The 17,853-nt window shown below is 68.4% G+C and carries 22 protein-coding genes; 8 read left to right on the forward strand and 14 right to left on the reverse strand.

Annotation, left to right across the window (positions count from 1 at the left end; all coding sequences use genetic code 11):
* Nucleotides 1-3: 3 nt before the first annotated feature.
* From Y900_RS15835 to Y900_RS15845, 3 genes are read right to left on the reverse strand one after another with little or no spacing between them, the layout of a single operon-like run.
* Complete coding sequence (locus tag Y900_RS15835; protein WP_036346939.1) at nucleotides 4-816, reverse strand: exodeoxyribonuclease III; 813 nt, start codon at nucleotides 814-816, stop codon at nucleotides 4-6.
* A gap of 18 nt (nucleotides 817-834) precedes the next feature.
* The gene (locus Y900_RS15840) at nucleotides 835-1,740 is read right to left on the reverse strand and encodes an N-acetylglutamate synthase, CG3035 family (RefSeq protein WP_036343094.1); all 906 of its coding nucleotides are present in this window, start codon (nucleotides 1,738-1,740) and stop codon (nucleotides 835-837) included.
* A gap of 3 nt (nucleotides 1,741-1,743) precedes the next feature.
* Complete coding sequence (locus tag Y900_RS15845; RefSeq protein ID WP_036343095.1) at nucleotides 1,744-2,337, reverse strand: peptide deformylase; 594 nt, start codon at nucleotides 2,335-2,337, stop codon at nucleotides 1,744-1,746.
* A 126-nt stretch (nucleotides 2,338-2,463) separates the two neighbouring features.
* Between Y900_RS15845 and Y900_RS15850 the strand changes: the two genes are divergently transcribed.
* From Y900_RS15850 to Y900_RS15875, 6 genes are all read left to right on the forward strand, one after another.
* Nucleotides 2,464-2,772 (forward strand): nucleoid-associated protein NapA, encoded by a 309-nt coding sequence (locus tag Y900_RS15850; RefSeq protein WP_036343097.1) that lies wholly within the window; start codon nucleotides 2,464-2,466, stop codon nucleotides 2,770-2,772.
* 40 nt (nucleotides 2,773-2,812) lie between these two features.
* Nucleotides 2,813-3,274, forward strand: coding sequence for a LytR C-terminal domain-containing protein (locus Y900_RS15855; RefSeq protein ID WP_036346942.1), 462 nt, complete (start codon nucleotides 2,813-2,815; stop codon nucleotides 3,272-3,274).
* 10 nt (nucleotides 3,275-3,284) lie between these two features.
* Nucleotides 3,285-4,031, forward strand: a complete 747-nt coding sequence (sodC, locus tag Y900_RS15860) for a superoxide dismutase[Cu-Zn] (RefSeq protein ID WP_036343099.1) — start codon at nucleotides 3,285-3,287, stop codon at nucleotides 4,029-4,031.
* Nucleotides 4,012-5,160, forward strand: coding sequence for a glutamate--cysteine ligase (locus Y900_RS15865; protein ID WP_036343100.1), 1,149 nt, complete (start codon nucleotides 4,012-4,014; stop codon nucleotides 5,158-5,160). Before sodC ends, Y900_RS15865 begins: the two co-directional genes overlap by 20 nt.
* Nucleotides 5,161-5,228: 68 nt before the next feature.
* A complete protein-coding gene (locus Y900_RS30300) occupies nucleotides 5,229-5,564 on the forward strand; it encodes a hypothetical protein (RefSeq protein ID WP_131536181.1) in 336 nt (111 codons plus the stop codon).
* A gap of 2 nt (nucleotides 5,565-5,566) precedes the next feature.
* Nucleotides 5,567-6,214 (forward strand): LON peptidase substrate-binding domain-containing protein, encoded by a 648-nt coding sequence (locus Y900_RS15875; RefSeq protein ID WP_036343101.1) that lies wholly within the window; start codon nucleotides 5,567-5,569, stop codon nucleotides 6,212-6,214.
* 88 nt (nucleotides 6,215-6,302) lie between these two features.
* On the opposite strand, the gene Y900_RS15880 is transcribed toward Y900_RS15875, so the two are convergent.
* From Y900_RS15880 to Y900_RS33590, 9 genes are all read right to left on the reverse strand, one after another.
* Nucleotides 6,303-7,208: an SAM-dependent methyltransferase gene (locus Y900_RS15880; RefSeq protein WP_036343102.1), complete on the reverse strand. Its 906-nt coding sequence runs from the start codon at nucleotides 7,206-7,208 to the stop codon at nucleotides 6,303-6,305.
* Entirely contained in the window at nucleotides 7,205-7,555 is a 351-nt protein-coding gene (mnhG, locus tag Y900_RS15885; RefSeq protein ID WP_036343104.1) for a monovalent cation/H(+) antiporter subunit G, read from the reverse strand. Before mnhG ends, Y900_RS15880 begins: the two co-directional genes overlap by 4 nt.
* A complete protein-coding gene (locus tag Y900_RS15890) occupies nucleotides 7,552-7,827 on the reverse strand; it encodes a monovalent cation/H+ antiporter complex subunit F (protein ID WP_036343106.1) in 276 nt (91 codons plus the stop codon). Before Y900_RS15890 ends, mnhG begins: the two co-directional genes overlap by 4 nt.
* Nucleotides 7,824-8,369, reverse strand: a complete 546-nt coding sequence (locus Y900_RS15895; protein WP_036343107.1) for a Na+/H+ antiporter subunit E — start codon at nucleotides 8,367-8,369, stop codon at nucleotides 7,824-7,826. The genes Y900_RS15890 and Y900_RS15895 overlap by 4 nt, the downstream gene beginning before the upstream one ends.
* Nucleotides 8,366-9,967 carry a Na+/H+ antiporter subunit D gene (locus tag Y900_RS15900; RefSeq protein ID WP_036343108.1) on the reverse strand — a complete coding sequence of 534 codons (1,602 nt, stop codon included), beginning with the start codon at nucleotides 9,965-9,967 and terminating at the stop codon, nucleotides 8,366-8,368. The genes Y900_RS15895 and Y900_RS15900 overlap by 4 nt, the downstream gene beginning before the upstream one ends.
* Entirely contained in the window at nucleotides 9,964-10,434 is a 471-nt protein-coding gene (locus tag Y900_RS15905; protein ID WP_036343109.1) for a Na(+)/H(+) antiporter subunit C, read from the reverse strand. Before Y900_RS15905 ends, Y900_RS15900 begins: the two co-directional genes overlap by 4 nt.
* Nucleotides 10,431-13,331: a Na+/H+ antiporter subunit A gene (locus Y900_RS15910; protein ID WP_036343110.1), complete on the reverse strand. Its 2,901-nt coding sequence runs from the start codon at nucleotides 13,329-13,331 to the stop codon at nucleotides 10,431-10,433. The genes Y900_RS15905 and Y900_RS15910 overlap by 4 nt, the downstream gene beginning before the upstream one ends.
* Nucleotides 13,332-13,501: 170 nt before the next feature.
* Nucleotides 13,502-13,696 (reverse strand): hypothetical protein, encoded by a 195-nt coding sequence (locus tag Y900_RS33585; protein WP_337588776.1) that lies wholly within the window; start codon nucleotides 13,694-13,696, stop codon nucleotides 13,502-13,504.
* Nucleotides 13,697-13,738: 42 nt separating this feature from the next.
* On the reverse strand, nucleotides 13,739-13,894 hold the full coding sequence (locus Y900_RS33590; protein ID WP_337588777.1) for a hypothetical protein: 156 nt from the start codon (nucleotides 13,892-13,894) through the stop codon (nucleotides 13,739-13,741).
* 21 nt (nucleotides 13,895-13,915) lie between these two features.
* On the opposite strand from Y900_RS33590, the gene Y900_RS15920 reads away from it, so the two are divergent.
* The gene (locus Y900_RS15920) at nucleotides 13,916-14,518 is read left to right on the forward strand and encodes a TetR/AcrR family transcriptional regulator (RefSeq protein ID WP_036343111.1); all 603 of its coding nucleotides are present in this window, start codon (nucleotides 13,916-13,918) and stop codon (nucleotides 14,516-14,518) included.
* Here the strand turns inward: Y900_RS15920 and Y900_RS15925 are convergent.
* Nucleotides 14,515-14,907 carry a hypothetical protein gene (locus Y900_RS15925; RefSeq protein ID WP_036343113.1) on the reverse strand — a complete coding sequence of 131 codons (393 nt, stop codon included), beginning with the start codon at nucleotides 14,905-14,907 and terminating at the stop codon, nucleotides 14,515-14,517. The genes Y900_RS15920 and Y900_RS15925 overlap by 4 nt on opposite strands.
* 261 nt (nucleotides 14,908-15,168) lie before the next feature.
* Here Y900_RS15925 and Y900_RS15930 point away from each other — a divergent pair, with 261 nt between their 5' ends.
* Nucleotides 15,169-15,615, forward strand: a complete 447-nt coding sequence (locus Y900_RS15930) for an SRPBCC family protein (protein WP_036343114.1) — start codon at nucleotides 15,169-15,171, stop codon at nucleotides 15,613-15,615.
* Between the two features lie 60 nt (nucleotides 15,616-15,675).
* On the opposite strand, the gene Y900_RS15935 is transcribed toward Y900_RS15930, so the two are convergent.
* Nucleotides 15,676-17,853 carry an AAA family ATPase gene (locus Y900_RS15935; RefSeq protein WP_036343115.1) on the reverse strand — a complete coding sequence of 726 codons (2,178 nt, stop codon included), beginning with the start codon at nucleotides 17,851-17,853 and terminating at the stop codon, nucleotides 15,676-15,678.

The raw sequence follows: 17,853 nt of genomic DNA on the forward strand, positions 1-17,853 counted from the left end.
CGCCTACCGGCTCACGTCGACCAGCACCGGCGCGTGGTCGCTGGGGGAGGGATCGCCCTTCTTGCCCGGTCGGCGTTCGTCCTTGACGATCTCGGCGTGTGTCACCCGTTCGGCCAATGCCGGTGATCCCAGGATGAAGTCGATGCGCATGCCGCGACGCTTCTGGAACGCCAGCTGGGTGTAATCCCAGTAGGTGTAGACCCCGGGGCCGGGGGTGAACGGGCGCACCACATCGGTGAACTTGGTCTCGACGATGTCGTTGAACGCCTTGCGTTCCGGTTCCGACACGTGGGTGGCGCCGTGGAACACGGAGATGTCCCAGACGTCCTCGTCCGTCGGCGCGATGTTCCAGTCACCGACCAGGGCGATCGGCGCCTGCGGATCGTCCTGCAGCCAGGCCTCCGCTGTATTGCGAAGAGCGGCAAGCCATTCCAGTTTGTACTGATAGTGCGGATCGGCCAGGGTGCGGCCGTTGGGCACGTACAGGCTCCACACCCGGACGCCGCCGCAGGTGGCCGCCAGCGCACGAGCCTCGGCCTTGGCGTCGTCGTCCTTACCCCACGAGGGCTGGCCGTCGAAGCCCACCTGGACGTCGTCGAACCCGACGCGCGAGGCGATCGCGACGCCGTTCCACTGGTTGAATCCGCAGTGCACCACTTCGTAGCCGGCTTCCAGGAACGGCATGGTGGGGAACTGGTCGTCAGCGCACTTGGTTTCCTGCATGGCCAGCACATCGACGTCGGCGCGGCCGAGCCAGTCCACGACCCGGTCCACCCTCGCGCGAATCGAATTCACGTTCCAGGTGGCCAGGCGCAAGACGTCGGCGGACATGGCCTACAGAGTACGGGGGCTCAACGACCGGGCATCGACGTAGCGGTGGTGGTGGTGCAGCCGAAAACCCAGCGAGTGATACAGCGTGATCGCGCCCGAGTTGTCGCTCAGCACCTGCACGTACGCCCGGTCGGCGTCGCGCTGCGCGCCCCAGTCGAGCAGGGCCCGGCACAGCCGTCGGGCGTGCCCGCGCCTGCGGTGCCCGGCGTCGACGTGCACGGCCGAGATTCCCAGCCATCGGGTGCCGTCCGGTGCGGTGGTGATCGCTCCCCGCCCGACCGCGGCGCCGGCCGTCGAGGCGAAGGCGACCTCCCCGTCGACCACCGCCGTCAGTACCTCGGGCGGCACGTCGCGCTGATAGCACGCCAGCCAGGCCGCATCCGGGCTTGGCAGGAAGGTCACCGCCTCGTCCGGTTCGGTGGCGGTGATGTCGGTGACCATCACCCGGGTGTGCTTGATGCCGTCGGCGCGAATCGGCAGCAGCCGCTCCGGCAGCGCCAGCCACGGCTCCAGGTCGCGTTGCGCGTACCAGTCCACGATCGCGGGCAGGCCGGTCAGGGACGACGAGAAGTCCAGTGGCACAGCCGAGTTGGCTCGGCTGGTGTACCCGCCCGCGGCCCGCAGCAGCCAGCCGTCGTGCCAGCTGCGCTCGGTGCCCGGCCAGGCCAGCGCGGCCGCGTGCTCGAGGTTCCGGATCTCAGAGGTGCGCACGGGAACCACGCTGAGCTCCCGAACCGCGACCACATCGGCCGGGCGAACCTCCACCACTCCGTCGGACTTGGTGCGCACCATGATCACCGGGTCTTGCGCGAGAAGCTCACCGATCACGTCGGACATCGGGGGTGTGGTGCCCGCGGGCAGGCGGTAGCGGATGCTCACCCGGCTGCCGACCGGCGGCAGGCTGGCCATTGGTCAGTGACCGAACGGGTCCGGCACTTCACCGGGTGTCCACGCCAGACCGGGCACCCCCCAGCCGTTCCTCTTCGCGGTCTTCTTCGCCGCCCGCGCATGCCGGCCGATCAGCTTGTCGACGTAGAGGAACCCGTCGAGGTGGCCGGTCTCGTGCTGCAGCATGCGGGCGAACAGGTCGTGGCCTTCCAGGGTGACCGCGTTGCCGTCCGCGTCCAGGCCGGTGACCCGTGCCCACTTGGCGCGGCCACACGGAAACGATTCGCCGGGCACCGACAGGCAGCCCTCGTCGTCGTTGTCCGGGTCGGGCATGGTCTCGGGAACCTCCGAGGTCTCCAACACGGGATTGATAACCACACCCCGCCGCCGTGTGGTCTTGCCGCGCTCGTCGGCGCAGTCGTAGACGAACAGTCGCTTGCCGACGCCGATCTGGTTGGCCGCCAGCCCGACTCCGTTGGCCGCGTCCATCGTGTCGTACATGTCCGTGATCAGATCGGCCAGATCCGCGGGCAGCGAACCGTCGTCACCGACCGGCACGGGCTGCGTCGGCGTATGCAGAACAGGATCACCCAGGATCACGATTGGTCTAACCGCCATGATCGGCAAGCTTAAGTCAGCCGACGCGCGGGCTTGGCTGCCGTCCCAACCGGGACAACCGTGATTGAATGAGCGCCGAGCATAGGCAAGTCTTTTGCAGGTCTTCGAAAGGGTCTACAGATCGAAATGGACGGCGCCATGGCACGGGCCGAGCGGTCCAATGACGACGCTGACCTTCCCGATGGGTTGACTCGCCGCGAATACGACGTCCTGGCCTTCGAGCGGCAATGGTGGAAGTACGCCGGCGCCAAGGAAGAGGCCATCAAGGAACTCTTCTCGATGTCGGCTACCCGCTACTACCAGGTGCTCAACGCCCTGGTCGACCGCCCCGAGGCGCTTGCCGCCGATCCGATGCTGGTCAAGCGGCTGCGACGGCTTCGGGCGAGCCGGCAGAAGGCGCGTGCGGCGCGCCGACTCGGCTTCGAGGTCACCTGATTTTTCTCCCATGGCGGACCCGCTGGTTACAGTGGGCGCGATGAACGACCGCGTACCTGATTCCGCCGGGCTGCCGCTGCGCGCCATGGTGATGGTGCTGCTGTTCCTCGGGGTGATCTTCCTGCTGGTCGGCTTCCAGGCCATGGGCTCGGGCAATGACAACAGCAGCGACGACACGTCGGTGCGGACGGTCACCACGACGACCTCCAAGACCTCGGCCGCGCCGGCACCCAAGGCCGACGTGCGGGTTTTCAACGTCGGTGAAGGCGAAGGCGCCGCCAGCCGGATCGGTGACCGGCTGCGCGAAGCCGGCTGGAATGTCACCGAGACGAGCAACCTGCAGGTGCCGCAGCTGCCTGCGACGACGGTGTATTACGGCACCACCGACGGGGAGCAGGCCGCCGCGGAGGCGGTGGCCAAAGTGCTCAACGCGCCGGTGGCCCCGAGAATCCCGGAAATCGCCGAGCAGCCACCGGGCGTGATCGTTTTGGTGACCGGATAGGCTTCGGCTCATGGTCACGACCGTCAGCCCGCTGAGAACTGCCGCCGCCATCCTGTTCGTCGCTCCCGTCGCCGTGTTGAGCGCGTGCAGCCCGAACGAACCGATCGCCTCGCAGCCCGGAACCACGCCCCCCGTGTGGACCGGATCCCCGGCGCCGGCCGCCGCGGGCGAAGGCACCCACGGCACTAGCCACGGTGAGGACACCCACGCGGCTCCGCAGGCGTCCGCGTCCAGCGCCGACACCCTGACCGCCCAGATCAAGACTGCCGATGGCACCCAGGTCGCCGCGGCGACCTTCGAGTTCCAGGACGGCTTCGCGACGGTCACTGTGCAGACCACCGGAACCGGCAAGCTGGCGCCGGGCTTCCACGGCCTGCACCTGCACTCGTTCGCCAAGTGCGAGGCCAACTCCGTCGCCCCGACCGGCGGCGCCCCCGGCGACTTCCTTTCCGCGGGTGGCCACTTCCAGGCCGGCGGCCACAGCGGGCATCCCGCCAGCGGTGACCTCGCCTCGCTGCAGGTGCGTGAGGACGGCTCGGCAATGCTGGTGACCACGACCAACGCCTTCACCAAGCAGGATCTGCTGGGCGGCAACGGGACCGCGATCATCATCCACGCCGACGCCGACAACTTCGCCAACATCCCGCCGGAGCGCTACCAGCAGATCCAGGGCGGCGCGCCCGGCCCGGATGAAGCCACGATGGCCACCGGCGACGCCGGCAAGCGGGTGGCGTGCGGTGTCGTCGGCACCGGCTAGAACACCTTCGGAGAAGCCCGGCCGCATCGACTTCGCCGGATCGCCCCGGCCGACGCTCGGCGTCGAGTGGGAGTTCGCGTTGATCGATGCGGCCACCCGCGACCTCAGCAACGAGGCGGCCGAGGTGATCGCCGATGTCGGTGAGAGCCCGCACGTCCATAAAGAGTTGCTGCGCAACACCATCGAGGTCGTCACCGGTGTCTGTGACACCGTCGACGAGGCGATGGTCGACCTCAAGGGCACGCTGCGCAGCGCACGCGAGATCGTGCACGGACGCGACATGGAGCTGTTCTGCGCGGGCACCCACCCGTTCGCGTCGTGGTCGACGCAGAAACTCACCGACGCGCCGCGCTACGCCGAGCTGATCAAGCGGACCCAGTGGTGGGGACGGCAGATGCTCATCTGGGGTGTGCACGTCCATATCGGGGTGTCGTCGGCGCACAAGGTGATGCCGATCATCTCCTCACTGCTCAACCAGTATCCGCATCTGCTGGCGCTGTCGGCCTCCTCGCCGTTCTGGGCCGGCGATGACACCGGTTACGCCAGTAACCGGGCGATGATGTTCCAGCAGCTGCCGACCGCGGGCCTGCCGTTCCAATTCCAGACCTGGCGGCAGTTCGAGCGGTTCGTGCACGACCAGAAGAAGACCGGCATCATCGACCACATCAACGAAGTCCGTTGGGACATCAGGCCGTCGCCGCATCTGGGCACCATCGAGGTGCGCGTGTTCGACGGGGTGTCCAATCTGCGGGAGCTCGCGGCACTGGTGGCGCTGACGCACTGCCTGGTGGTCGACCTGGACCGCCGGCTGGAAGCCGGTGAGCAGCTGCCGGTGATGCCGCCGTGGCACGTGCAGGAGAACAAGTGGCGGGCCGCCCGGTACGGTCTGGACGCCATCATCATCCTCGACTCCGACAGCAATGAACGGCTGGTCACCGAGGACCTCGACGATCTGCTGACCCGGCTGCAGCCGGTGGCCGAATCACTGCACTGCGCAGACGAATTGGCAGCGGTCGCCGACATCCCGCGGCGCGGGGCGTCCTATCAGCGCCAGCACCGGGTGGCCGAGGACAGCGGCGGCGATCTGTGCGCGGTGGTTGACTCGTTGGTCGGAGAGCTGGATATCTAGCCCGCGTCACGACGATGCGGGCCGCACGCCCGAGGAGGAGTGGTGCAATGGACCCGAGGGAGGCGCCCATGAGGGTGAGACGACTGGGACTCGCGGTGGTGGCGACGGCCGTCGTCCTGACCGGTGGCGGTTGCGCCAAAGCGATCACCGGCACCCCGGTGGCCACCCCCGGTGAGGCCGGCAAGGGCATGGTGCCCGCCGATCTGCTCACCACGACCTGCCGCGAGTTCCTGACCATGGACACCGTCACCCGGCGCGAAGTGATCGTGGCGATCGGGAAAAGCGGAAATCAGCTGGTCTCGATGAACCCGCAACTGTGGGCGGGCGTGGCTAGCGCGCTGTGCGGATTCGTCGATCCCTCCGCGCCGGTGAAGGATGTGGTCATGGGGCAGGGCATTCGGTAGCCATGACCGCCCAGCCGATGTTCCCGCTGCAGTCGGCGCTGCTGCCCGGAGAACCATTGCCGCTGCGCATCTTCGAGCCGCGATACTCCCAGCTGGTGCGGGACTGCCTGGAGATGACCGATCCCGCATTCGGGGTCGTGCTGATCACCCGCGGCCTGGAGGTCGGCGGCGGCGATGTCCGCGGCGACGTCGGCGCCCTGGCCCGGATCACCGAATACGCCGACCATGGGATGGGTCAATACCAACTCGGCACCGTCATCGGTGAACGAATCCGGGTGCGCGAGTGGTTGGACGACGACCCGTATCCCCGCGCCGACATCGAACCCTGGCCCGACGAGCCGGGCCCACCGGTGACGCATGAACGCATCGGCGAGATCGTCGATGCGATGCTGGCATTGTTCGAGCGGATCGTCAGCGCGCGGGGCGCGCGGTTGCGGCCCGACGCGCTCGCGGTCGAGCCCGAGGTCGCCGACGATCCGTCCCGGCACATCTACGTACTCGCCTCGCGGGTGCCGATGGGGCAGGCCGACCGGTATGCGGTACTGGCGGCGCCGACACTTGCCGAGCGCGTCGACGTACTGGCCGACGCGATCGAAACAGTCTCTGCCATGGTCGAATTCCAGATCGCCTCCGACGAGAACGGGGAGTAGCTCCATCTCCGCGACGAGTCTGCGGTGAGCGCGTGATTCGACGGCGCGCGGTAGCGCTGAACGCAGAATCGGTGCCGCCAGCGCAGGCTCAGAGCTTGTGCGCATCCAGCAGGACGGTGTCGGGCACCGGGTCCTCAAGATCGTCTGGCGCCGGGCGCTTGTAGTGCGCCATCAGGTCGACGGCCGAAGTCGCGGTGACCTCCCAGCCGCGCTCGGTCAGCCACTTCTCGACGTCGGTGCGCGCCTCCATGTACCAGAGCCGAGTGACGTCGGGCAGCTCCGGACCGCCGGCCGCGACGGCGTCCCGGCGGGCCTGCGCCATCCGCTCCTGGCGGCGAGCCAACTGTTCGGCGGAGTAGAACGTCTCACCGAACGCCTCCACCGACAGCCTGCTGCCGGGGGCACTGAGCTGGTCGATCTGCTGGAAGAGCGCGTCCTGCGCAGCGGCGGGTAAGTACGGCAGCAGCCCCTCGGCCGACCATGCCGTCGGGATCGACGGGTCAAAACCATTCTGGCGCAGGGCTTTCGGCCAGTCGTGGCGCAGGTCGACCGCGACCGCGGCATACCTCGCGGCTGGCTTTGCCTGATGCTCGGCCAGCACCCGCTCCTTGAATTCGAGCACCTTCGGCTGGTCGATCTCGTAGACCGTCGTGCCGCTGATCCACGGCAGCCGCCAGGCGCGGGTGTCGAGGCCGGCGGCCAGGATCACCGCCTGATCCAGCCCGTTGGCGCCTGCGGCGGTGAAGAAGTCGTCGAAGAACTTCGTGCGCGAGGCGATGTAGGCGGCCATGGCCTGCGCCCGCACCGGGTCTTCGTCGAGAAACGGTGAACGCCACCCGGCCTCGACGGCGGCCTCGACGAAGAAGTGGGCGTACGGGTCGAGGTACAGCGGACATTCGGCGCCGGTCTCCGTGGCCCGTGCGCGGGCCACGCTCAGCGCGGTGGCGCCGACCCCTTCGGTGATGTCCCAGGTGTCATCGTCGGTTCGGCTCACGGCTCCGGCTTCGCTTCCTCGGTATTGTCCTCGCGCATCTCATCTACCGTCAGCCCGTCGCTGACGCGCTGTTCACGGTAGGCGAGCTGCCCGACTCGATGCGCGATCACCGGCGCGGTGATCATGGTGAACATGGCGGTCAGCACCAGCATGCCGACATCGACGTTGCCGCGCAGCCGGATCGTCGCGCCCGCGAGGACCAGCAACAGTCCCAGCACCTGCGGTTTGGTCGCGGCGTGCATGCGGGTCAGCGTGTCGGGAAAGCGCAGCACACCGATGGCCGCGGTCAGGGCCAGTGCTGATCCGGCCAGTACCAGTACGCCCGCCAGCAGATCGAGGGAGTTCATCTCTCGTCCCGTCGCGCCACGTCAGGCACCCGGAACCGGGCCACGCTGACCGAGCCGACGAAGCTGATCAGCGCGAGGGCGGCCAGGCTGTAGGTGACGGTGGTGTCCAGGCTGAACGCCGCCCACGTGCCGATGCCGCACATCGTCACCGCCACCAGGGTGTCGACCGCCACCAGCCGATCCAGCGTGTTGGGCCCCATCAAGAGCCGAATCATCGTGACCGCGGCCGCCGCGACCAGCATCACGCCCGAGAGCACCCACACGATCGTCATGACGGGATCTCCTCCTCGGCTTCGGTCGCCGCAGGACGCCATTCGGAGTCCCGCTCGAACGCCGCGATCAGCATCCGCTCCAGCTGGGTCAGCTGCCGGTAGAACCGCTCCACCGAGCGCGGCGAGCCCACGTCGAGCACATGGACGTACACCAGCCGTCGCGCCTGGTCGATCTCGAGCACGATCGTCCCCGGCGTCAGGTTCATGATGTTGACCGCCAGGGCCAGCACGAGATCGGACTTCAGGGCCAGATGGCCGCGCAGCACCGCCGACAGCGGTGGCTTGCCCGGCCGGATCGCCAGCCAGGCGACCTGCACCGAGGACTGCATCAGCCACCACGCGACATGAATCACCAGCCGCAGCAGCGACAACGGATGCAACCGGCCCTGCACCGGAACCGACGGCAGCGGCAGCAACAGGATTATCAGCAGCGCCACCGCCAGCCCGGAGAGCACGTTGGCCACCGACACGGTGCCCCACAGCAGCAACCACACCAGTGTGAGCCACACCAGCGTCCAGACCCGAAGCGCCCAGATTCTCATCGGTGGCTCCCCAGCACCGCGGTGATGTACTGGCCGCGGTCGAGCACCTCGTCGGCCGCGCGATCGGTGTAACCGATGATGGGCCCCGCCGCCACCGTCAACACCAGCCCGACAGCGATCAAAGCCATTGTGGGGACCAGCATTCCGACCGGCATCCGGCCGACATCGCCCCGGTCGTCGAACGCGACGTCATCGGAGTAGTCGTCGAGCAGAACCGACGGCGCGGAGTCGGCGAGGGCGCCTTCGGGTGCGTCGACCCGCGCCCGCCAGAACGCCTTGGTCCACACTCGGGCCACCACATACAACGTCAGCAAGCTGGTCACCACCGACCCGGCGACCAGCAGCCAGGCCAGTACCGAACCATTGGCGGTACCCGCCTCGAGCAGCGCGACTTTACCGATGAAGCCCGAAAACGGCGGGATACCACCGAGATTCAGGGCCGGCACCATGAAGACGAATGCCAGCAGCGGGCTGGCGGCGGCCAGTCCGCCGAGGCGGCGCAGGGTCGACGCTCCCGCCTGCCGCTCGATCAATCCGACCACCAGGAACAGGGTGGTCTGCACGATGATGTGGTGGGCGACGTAGTAGATCGCCCCCGACATGCCCAGCCGGCTGGACAGCGCGATGCCGAAGACCATGTAGCCGATGTGACTGATGAGGGTGAACGACAGCAGTCGTTTGATGTCACTCTGCGCGATCGCACCGAGGATGCCGACCAGCATGGTCAGCAGCGCCGCGACCAGCAGCACATCGTCCAGCCGGCCGGCGGGGAACAGCAGCGAGTGCGCCCGGATGATCGCGTACACACCGACTTTGGTGAGCAACCCGGCGAACACCGCGGTGACCGGGGCCGGCGCGGTCGGATAGGAGTCCGGCAGCCACGCCGACAGCGGGAACACCGCCGCTTTGATGCCGAACGCGACCAGCAGCACCGCGAAGATGGCGCTGCGGGTGCCGGTGGTGACCTCCTGTAGCCGCAGCGACAACTCCGCCATGTTCAGCGTCCCGGTCGTCGCGTAGATCAGTGCCAATCCGATCAGGAAGATCAGCGACGACACCATCGACACCATCACGTAGGAGATTCCGGCGCGGACCCGTTCCTTGCTCGCGCCGATGGTCAGCAGCACGAAGCTCGCCGAGAGCAGCACCTCGAAACCGACGTACAGGTTGAACAGGTCACCGGCCAGGAACGCCGTGCACACGCCGGCCGACAGCACCAGGTAGGTGGGTAGGAAGATCGACACCGGTTGGCGCTCGTCGCCGTCCCGGATGCCCTGCCCGATGGCGTAGAACACCACGGCCAGCAGCACGATCGCCGACACCACCAGCATCAGCGCCGACAGGCGGTCGGCCACAAGTGTGATGCCCAGCGGCCCGAGCCCCGCATCGGTCGGACCCCAGCCGCCGACATGCAATGCCTGGGTGCCGTCGCGGTCGGTCAGGTAGAGCAGCGCCACGCACACCACCAGCACGCCGCTCAGCGCGGCCAGCGCGATCAACCGTTGCAGCCGCGGCCTGCGCCCGGCGATCAACGTGAACGCCGCTGCCACCAACGGGATCAGCACGGGCAGCGGCATCAGCACGCCAGTGGTGTTCATCGCGACCCCTCGTGACCGGGCAGGGCATCGAGTTCGTCGGGCTCGTCGGTGTCGCGCGCCGACACAGGCTGGGGCGCGTCCTCGTCGATCGAGGCCGCGTCGGATTCGGACAACTTGGACACCCGGGTGTCCTCGGGATCGTTGCCGACGTCCTCTTCGGTGGTCAACCGGAACGAGCGATACGTCAGCGCCAGCACGAACGCGGCGATCCCCATCGCGATGACGATCGCGGTCAGGATCATGCCCTGGGCCAGCGGGTCGGCCGTCGTCGTCTCGGCGCCGCTGGTGCGGCCGTGGATGGGTGGGTTCCCGGCTTCGCCACCGACGGTGAGGATCAACAGATTCACTGCGTTGCCTGCCAGCAGCAGACCCAGCAGCATCCGGGTCAGGTTGCGCGAAAGCAACAGGTAGACACCGCAACTGGTGAGACCACCGATGATGATCAACGGAACCAGGTAGACGATCATGACGCTTTCGCTCTCAGCGCGGGGCGGGCGGCGGTGGCCATTTCCTCGTCGATGCGCGCGCCGAGGCTGCGCAACACGTCGAGCACCAGTCCCAGCACGATCAGATACACGCCGAGGTCGAAGAACAGGGCGGTCACGAACTTCACGGAGCCCAGCAGCGGCAGGTGCAGCGAGATGACCGCCGAGGACAACGCGGGAGCACCCAGCAGCATCGAGCCGACGGCGGTGCCGCCCGACAGTGCCAGCCCCGCCCCGAGGATCTTCCCGGCGTCCAGCGGCAGTGTCTCGCCGAGTTCGTAGCGCCCGCCGGCCAGGTAGCGCAGCACCAGCGCCAGGCCCGCGGTCAGCCCGCCGGCGAACCCGCCGCCGGGAGTGTTGTGTCCGGTGAAGAAGAAGTACACCGACAGCACCATGATCAGTGGGAATATCAGCCGGGTCGCCACCTCGAGCACCAGCGAGCGGTTGCGCGGGTCGCGCAGTTCGCTGCCGCGCAACCAGGTGGTGTCACCGACCGCCGGGCTGTAGGCCAATGCCGGCAGCGCCCCGATGTCGGGCTGGCCGGCATCGGAGACCCGCGGCGCGGCGCCGAACCGGCGGTTGCGGAACACCAGTGATGCGACGCCGGTGGCGGCGACCACCAGCACCGAGATCTCCCCGAGGGTGTCCCAGGCGCGGATGTCGACCAGCAGCACGTTGACGGTGTTGGCCCCGTGCCCGCGGTCGTAGGCCGCGTCGGGCAGCAGAGCGGCGATCGGTGTGCCGATGCGGGCGGCCATCGCGAACGCGGCCAGGGTGGTGACGGTGGCGCCGACGGCGAGTGCCAGCGCGATCCGGGGGAGCCGGAAGCGCGGGGACTCCTCGGCCTCGGCGGGCAGTGTCCGCAGCACCAGAACGAAGATGACCAGCGTCAGGGTCTCCACCAGGAACTGCGTCAAGGCCAGGTCGGGGGCGCCGTGGAAGGCGAAGATCGCACCGCAGCCGTAGCCGGTGATGCCGACCAGCAGGACGGCCGCCAATCGGTTGCGCATCACGGTGGCGGCCACCGCGGCGGCCAGGATGAGCAGGCCCACCACCGGCTGGACCAGGGAATCCCACAGCCGGAACTCGGGACGGTCGAGCGGGCCGAACGCCAGCACCACGACGGGGAACAACACCAGCGTCGACAGGATCACCGACTGCGTGACCGGAATCGATCCGCGTTGGGTGATGGCCGTCAGCCGTAACGAGGCGACGTCGGCGCCGCGGATCACCGCGTCGTAGATCCGGTCGGCGTTGCCCAGCGGCAGCCAGGATCCCAGCTGGGCGAGGCGCAGACGCTCGCGGCTGACGAACGCCCCGATGCCGATCGCCAGCACCAGTGCGGACAGCAGCAGCGGCAGGCCGATGCCGTGCCACAGTTCCAGCGTGTAGTGGCCGTCGTCGGCACCGGCGGCCGGCATGGTGGCCGCATAGCCGTCCAGGGTGGTGTCCAGCCGGCTGGGCACCAGACCGAAGAACAATCCGGCCGCGGCCAGGATCGTGGGCGCCACCATGAAGGCCGCCTTGGGGCGGTGCAAATTGGCCACCAGCGTCGAGGGTTCGTGAGATCCCTTGCGCGCGAACGCACCCCACAGGAATCGCAGACTGTAGATCGTGGTGAACACCGACCCGGTCACCACGCCGGTGAGCACGACCGGTGCCCACGCGCCAAGTGATTGGCTGTGCGCGATGGTCTCGAAGTCGGCTTCTTTGGCGACGAACCCGAGGAATGGTGGGATGGCGGCCATGCTGGCGGTCGCTGCCGCCGCGATGACGAACAGTCCCGGCATGCGGTGGCCCAGCCATGCCAGCCTGCGGATGTCGCGGGTACCCGTCGAATGGTCGATGACGCCGACGACCATGAACAGCGTCGCCTTGAACAGCGCGTGCGCACACAGCATGGCCAGCCCGGCCAGCATCAGATCCTGACCGCCGCCACCCACCATCACCGTGATGAAGCCGAGCTGGCTGACCGTGCCGAACGCCAGGATCAGTTTGAGATCGTTCTCGCGAACCGCGCGCCAGCCGGCCAGCAACATGGTCAGCACGCCCAGTGTGATGACCGTGGGGCGCCAGCCCGGGGAGTCGGCGAACCCCGGCGCGAGCCGGGCGATCAGGTAGACGCCCGCTTTGACCATCGCGGCGGCGTGCAGATACGCGCTGACCGGAGTCGGCGCGGCCATCGCGCCGGGCAGCCAGAAGTGGAACGGCACGATCGCCGACTTCGACAACGCGCCCACGAGGACCAGGACGACGCCCACCGCGACGGCGGTGCCGTGCGGAGCCGTGACCACCAGTTCGGAGAGCAGATAGGTGCCGGCGGAGTGGCCGAGGATCACGATGCCGGCCAGCATGGCCAGCCCGCCCGCGGTGGTCACCAGCAGTGCCTGCATGGCTGCCCGGCGGCTGGTGGCCCGCTCGGCGTAGTGCCCGACGAGCAGGAACGACAACACGGTGGTCAGCTCCCAGAACGTGTAGAGCAGCAGCATGTTGTCGCTGGCCACCAGGCCGAACATGGCTCCCGAGAATGCGACGAGTTCGGCGGCGAAGCTGGGCAACCGGTTCTCGGTGTGGCCGTCGCGGTGGTGGAAGTATTCCGCGCAGTAGAACAGCACCAGTGCCCCGATGCCCAGGACGAGGACGCTCATTATCGCGGTCAGGGTGTCGAATCGCAGAGTGATGTTCATCGACAGCTCGGGCGCCCACGGGATACTGACCGATGGGGCCGATTGTCCGCTGTCGGGCCAGTTCAGCCCCACCCACACCAGCGAGCCCGCCGGCACCAGGGCCAGCGGGTAGAAGGCCAGCCGCCCCCATCGCCATACGAGAGCCGGCGCCATGGCGGCGGCAATCGCGTGCGCGATCAGGATGACGAGCATGGCACTCCGATCTTGAGGACATGCCTGCGCGTCGTGGATCTGTTGGGCGCGCCAGCGTGTCGGGATCTACCGGTCGGTCGGGGTGTCAGCCAAAGGTTTTCGGCTATGTCCTTCGTGCAGTCTACGTGGTTGACTCCTGCGCAGAATGCCCGGTCGGACTGCCTTGGCGCTCAGCGTTGCGGCGCTGGCGCCGAAAGTGCTTGTTGAGCAATACGTTTCAGCATGTTACGGACGACGACGCGGTGTCCGCCGGATCCGATCACCAGGGCGCGATAGATCCTGCCCATGAATCCGGGAAAGGCCGCCCAGCTCTGTGCCACCACCCGGGTGCCGCCGACGGGATCGTCGTCGAGCAGGAAGATCAAGCGGTAGACCGACAACGGGTGCCGTCCCGTGAGGGCGAGGCGTTAGTTTTGCTCGGCGGCCTCGAGGGTGAATCCGAACGGCACCGTCTCGGAGTCGTCGGGGTTGCTGCGCATCGTTGCCAGCACTGCGCGCCACGTCGCTGCCCGGTCCGCGGGGACCGTTATGGCACGCTCAGTGATATAGGGCAAACGCTCCATATAGAAGGACTGTGCGAGATCGTGGCACCCCCGCGGAAGGATGAAACGGACGCCATCCTGGCTGCGGCGCGCGGCCTGATCCTCGCCGAGGGGCCTCGCTCGGCCAGCGTCACGGCCATCGCCAAAGCCAGCGGTGCCCCGGTGGGCACGCTCTACCACCGGTTCGGCAATCGCGATGCGGTGGTGACGGCGGTGTGGCTGCGCGCCCTCACCCGCTTCCAGTCCCAGGCGATGGCTGCGGCCGGTTCGGATCCGCTGGAGGTTGCGGTCGCGATGGCCCTGGCCGCGCTCGAATTCGCGACGGACTGCACCGGGGATGCGCGGGTGCTGTTGGCGATCCGGCCCGGCGATCTGCGCGACGCCCAGCCGGACCCGGAATTCACGGCGACGCTGGCGGCGATGAATGCGCCGCTGGCCGACCGGATGGCTGAGCTGGCTCGCCAGCTGTACGGACGCTCCGACGCCCGCAGCATCGACGCCGTCACCAGGGCGGTCGTCGACCTGCCTTACGCGGTGGTGCGGCGTCATGCCCACGGCGAGGGCATGCCGCCGTGGGCGCGGGCCGATTTGTCGGCGTCGGTTCGGGCGCTGTTGACCGCGCCCATGCCGGACGGACCGGCCTAACGCTGCTTGTAGGTGACCGTCTGGACGCTGTTGACGGCCGGGTGCGCGGTGTGGAGGACTTCGGTGGTACCCGTTGAGCTGGCGGTCATCCGGGCGCGACGCGCGTCGGCGCTCGCGGCGATCGCGATGCCACCGGCATTGACCAGGTGATCCGGATGCCGGTAGGCGAAGTTACAGTTCGCCGGACCACCCTTGGCGCGGCTTTTCCCTTTGAGGAATGCCGTTGCGCCCGCTGCGATCCGGGGCGGATAGCTCGCGACGTTGGCGGTGATGTCGGCGACGAAGACCAGATCGTGGTCGGTCGTGTTGGTCAGCTCGAACTCCCACCCGTCGTAGTTCGGTCCCCAGAGGTCTGGTTGATCCGGCATAGCGGTCATGGTCGCGTTCATGGGTGTCCTTCTGAGCTCGAGGTAACTGCCAAGTGCCAGTAAGGATCCCGTAGACGGTGACGGCTGCGCATCGGCCGATCGGGGGGTGAGAGGGAGGGAACCGGTGTCCCCCAATCGGACTACCGGCAATACGTACGGACCGGGAGCAGGTGCCCCAGCAGCCCGATCGCCCCGCCGAGGATCGGCCAGGCGGTGGTGGTCATACCGTCCAACTCTGACATGTCACTAATGGACTGTCAAAGGGTGTTGTTGAATTGGGGCATGGCCGACCAGGACAGAATCGTCAGCGCCACCCGGCGGATTTCCGCACCCGCCGCGATCATCTTCGAATTGATCGCCGACCCGGCGCGCCAGCCGGAATGGGACGGCAACGACAACCTCGCGCAAGCGGCTCGGGGCCAGCGGGTCCGCGCCGTCGGGGACGTCTTCACCACCACGCTCACGCAGGGCGCCAATCGGGAGAACCACGTCGTCGAGTTCGACGAGGGCCGGCTGATCGCGTGGCGGCCCGCACCCCCGGGTGGCGCCCAACCGGGCCACCTGTGGCGCTGGCGGCTCGACCCTGCCGACGACGGCACCACCGTCGTCACGCACACCTACGACTGGACCGAGTTGACCGACCCGGACCGTCTGGCCCGCGCGCAAGCCACCACCGCGGACAAATTGGCGGCGTCGGTCGACCGGCTCGCCGCACTCGCCGAGGGTTAGCGCCCCGCATCTGCCGGTGGTCCGGTTCCTCCTCCGCGCTCGTCCCTCGCGCGGCATCGGTCACCGTTCCGAAAACTCTCTCAACGACTCCACCTGCGCCGCGTCCAGCGACGGTCGTACGGTTTCGCGAGCTCTGGCCACGTCGGCGGCGGTGATGTCGGCGGCGTCGATCGAGCGGCGCATCGCGGTCAGCGCCGCCTCGCGCAGCAGTGCCACACAGTCTGCCGCGCTGTACCCGTCCAGCTCGCCGGCCAGCGCGTCGAGGTCGACGTCCGCCGACAACGGCACGGATTTGCCTGCGGTGCGCAGCATTTCGCGACGTGCATCGGCATCGGGCGGCTCGACGAACACCAGCTTCTCGAGCCGGCCCGGACGCAACAGTGCCGGGTCGATCAGATCCGGCCGGTTGGTGGCGCCGAGCACGACGACATCGCGCATCGGCTCGATGCCGTCGAGCTCGGTCAGCAGTGCGGCCACCACACGGTCGGTGACACCGGAATCGAAGCTCTGACCGCGCCGCGGCGCCAGCGCGTCGATCTCGTCGAGAAAAACCAGCGATGGCGCGGAATCCCTTGCCCCGCGGAATAATTCGCGAACGGCCTTCTCCGAGGAGCCGACCCACTTGTCCATCAGCTCGGCGCCCTTCACCGCATGCACACTCAGCCGGCCGGAGCTGGCCAGCGCGCGCACCACAAACGTCTTGCCGCAGCCGGGCGGGCCGTACAGCAAGACGCCTCTGGGTGGCTCGACACCGAGGCGGGCGAAGGTGTCCGGGTGCTGAAGCGGCCACAGCACCGCCTCGGTCAGCGCCTGCTTGACCTCGACCATGTCGCCGACGTCGTCGAGGGTCACCGACCCGACGGACACCTCCTCGGTGGCCGAGCGCGACAGCGGCCGGATCACGCTCAGCGCGCCCGTGAGATCGTCCTGGGTGAGTGCAGGCGGCTTGCCGTCCTCACTGGCACGGGCGGCGGCACGCAGGGCGGCCTCCCGAACCAGCGCGACCAAGTCGGCGCGAACGAATCCCGGTGTGCGCTCGGCGATTTCGCCCAGTTCCAGATCGCCAGCCGGGACATCACGCAGCAGCACCTCCAATAGTGCCTTGCGGGTGGCGCCGTCGGGCAGGCTCAGGCCCAGCTCGCGGTCACACAGATCCGGTGCGCGTAGCCGCGGATCGGCCGCGTCCGGCTGCTGGGAGGTGGCCACCAGCGCAACCTCGGGAGCGACGACCGCCTTGCGCAGCTCGGTCAGGATCATCGCCGACACCGGTTCGGCCGGGGTGGGCAACAGCGCGTCGATATCGGTGACCAGCAGCACGCCACCACCATTCGTGACGGTGGCGACCGCGTCGGCAACAGCGCGCTGTCGATCCTGCGCCGACAGCGCGCCGGTGTCGGGCCCGTCGAGCTCGACCAACCGTCGCCCAGCACACACCGCACGCACCAGCGTCGCCTTGCCGACGCCCGCGGGCCCGGTGACCAGCACACCCAGATTCGCTGTGGCGCCGAGCTTTTCCAGCAGCTCCGGCTGATCGAGTGCGAGTTTGAGCCATTCGGTGAGCCGGCCGGCCTGCACGTGCTGGCCCTTGAGGTCGTCGATCGATACCGCCGGGGCCTGCGGCCACGTCATCGGCTGGCTCACCGCCGCGGAGGGTCCGGGGGCGTCGGCAGTCGGGGCCACACCGTCACCCCAGGTGACCGACGAATTCGGTTGCACGCTCACCGGTCCCGCCGGATCGGTGCTGGTCACGGTCAACAATTCCGACGTCCAGGTGATACCCACCGATGAGGTGAGCGCCGAGCTGGCCTGGGTGGTGGACGTCCCGGGACCGAGGTCGCGGGGGAGCAGCGACACCGTGTCACCGACGGTCATCACCTTGCCGAGCAGGGCCTGGCGGAGCGTCGCCGATGTGACCGACTGAGTGGCCAGGGTGGAGCCGCGCAACGTGACCGACCGCGCGCCGTAGACGGTGACCGGAGCGACCAGCACGGTGGTGTCCTCACGCAGGCCGGCGTTGGACAGCGTCACATCGTCCAGGAGCGCGGTACCGGCCGGGACATCCGCCGGCGCGATCCCGGCGACGGCGGAGGTGGTCCGGGAGCCGGTGAGCGACACCGCATCCCACTCACGGATGCCGAGCGCGGCGAGAGCCTCCGGGTGCAGCCGCACCACACCACGCCGGGAGTCCAGCGCCGAGGTGTTCAACCGTGCGGTCAGCACCAGGTTGGACGGCCCCAT

Origin of the sequence: Mycolicibacterium aromaticivorans JS19b1 = JCM 16368, from assembly GCF_000559085.1 — a bacterium.
GTDB lineage: Bacteria > Actinomycetota > Actinomycetes > Mycobacteriales > Mycobacteriaceae > Mycobacterium > Mycobacterium aromaticivorans.

Excerpts from the sequence above, each read along its gene's own strand:
- Y900_RS15925 (WP_036343113.1), bottom strand. The coding sequence starts at position 14,907 with ATGAACGCGACCATGACCGCTATGCCGGATCAACCAGACCTCTGGGGA.
- Y900_RS15845 (WP_036343095.1), bottom strand. The coding sequence starts at position 2,337 with ATGGCGGTTAGACCAATCGTGATCCTGGGTGATCCTGTTCTGCATACG.
- Y900_RS15930 (WP_036343114.1), top strand. The coding sequence starts at position 15,169 with ATGGCCGACCAGGACAGAATCGTCAGCGCCACCCGGCGGATTTCCGCA.
- Y900_RS15890 (WP_036343106.1), bottom strand. The coding sequence starts at position 7,827 with ATGACGATCGTGTGGGTGCTCTCGGGCGTGATGCTGGTCGCGGCGGCC.
- Y900_RS15850 (WP_036343097.1), top strand. The coding sequence starts at position 2,464 with ATGGACGGCGCCATGGCACGGGCCGAGCGGTCCAATGACGACGCTGAC.
- Y900_RS15935 (WP_036343115.1), bottom strand. The coding sequence starts at position 17,853 with ATGGGGCCGTCCAACCTGGTGCTGACCGCACGGTTGAACACCTCGGCG.
- Y900_RS15905 (WP_036343109.1), bottom strand. The coding sequence starts at position 10,434 with ATGATCGTCTACCTGGTTCCGTTGATCATCATCGGTGGTCTCACCAGT.
- Y900_RS15855 (WP_036346942.1), top strand. The coding sequence starts at position 2,813 with ATGAACGACCGCGTACCTGATTCCGCCGGGCTGCCGCTGCGCGCCATG.
- Y900_RS33590 (WP_337588777.1), bottom strand. The coding sequence starts at position 13,894 with ATGGAGCGTTTGCCCTATATCACTGAGCGTGCCATAACGGTCCCCGCG.
- Y900_RS15875 (WP_036343101.1), top strand. The coding sequence starts at position 5,567 with ATGACCGCCCAGCCGATGTTCCCGCTGCAGTCGGCGCTGCTGCCCGGA.
- Y900_RS15910 (WP_036343110.1), bottom strand. The coding sequence starts at position 13,331 with ATGCTCGTCATCCTGATCGCGCACGCGATTGCCGCCGCCATGGCGCCG.
- Y900_RS15900 (WP_036343108.1), bottom strand. The coding sequence starts at position 9,967 with ATGAACACCACTGGCGTGCTGATGCCGCTGCCCGTGCTGATCCCGTTG.
- Y900_RS30300 (WP_131536181.1), top strand. The coding sequence starts at position 5,229 with ATGAGGGTGAGACGACTGGGACTCGCGGTGGTGGCGACGGCCGTCGTC.
- Y900_RS15840 (WP_036343094.1), bottom strand. The coding sequence starts at position 1,740 with ATGGCCAGCCTGCCGCCGGTCGGCAGCCGGGTGAGCATCCGCTACCGC.
- sodC (WP_036343099.1), top strand. The coding sequence starts at position 3,285 with ATGGTCACGACCGTCAGCCCGCTGAGAACTGCCGCCGCCATCCTGTTC.
- Y900_RS15895 (WP_036343107.1), bottom strand. The coding sequence starts at position 8,369 with ATGAGAATCTGGGCGCTTCGGGTCTGGACGCTGGTGTGGCTCACACTG.
- mnhG (WP_036343104.1), bottom strand. The coding sequence starts at position 7,555 with ATGAACTCCCTCGATCTGCTGGCGGGCGTACTGGTACTGGCCGGATCA.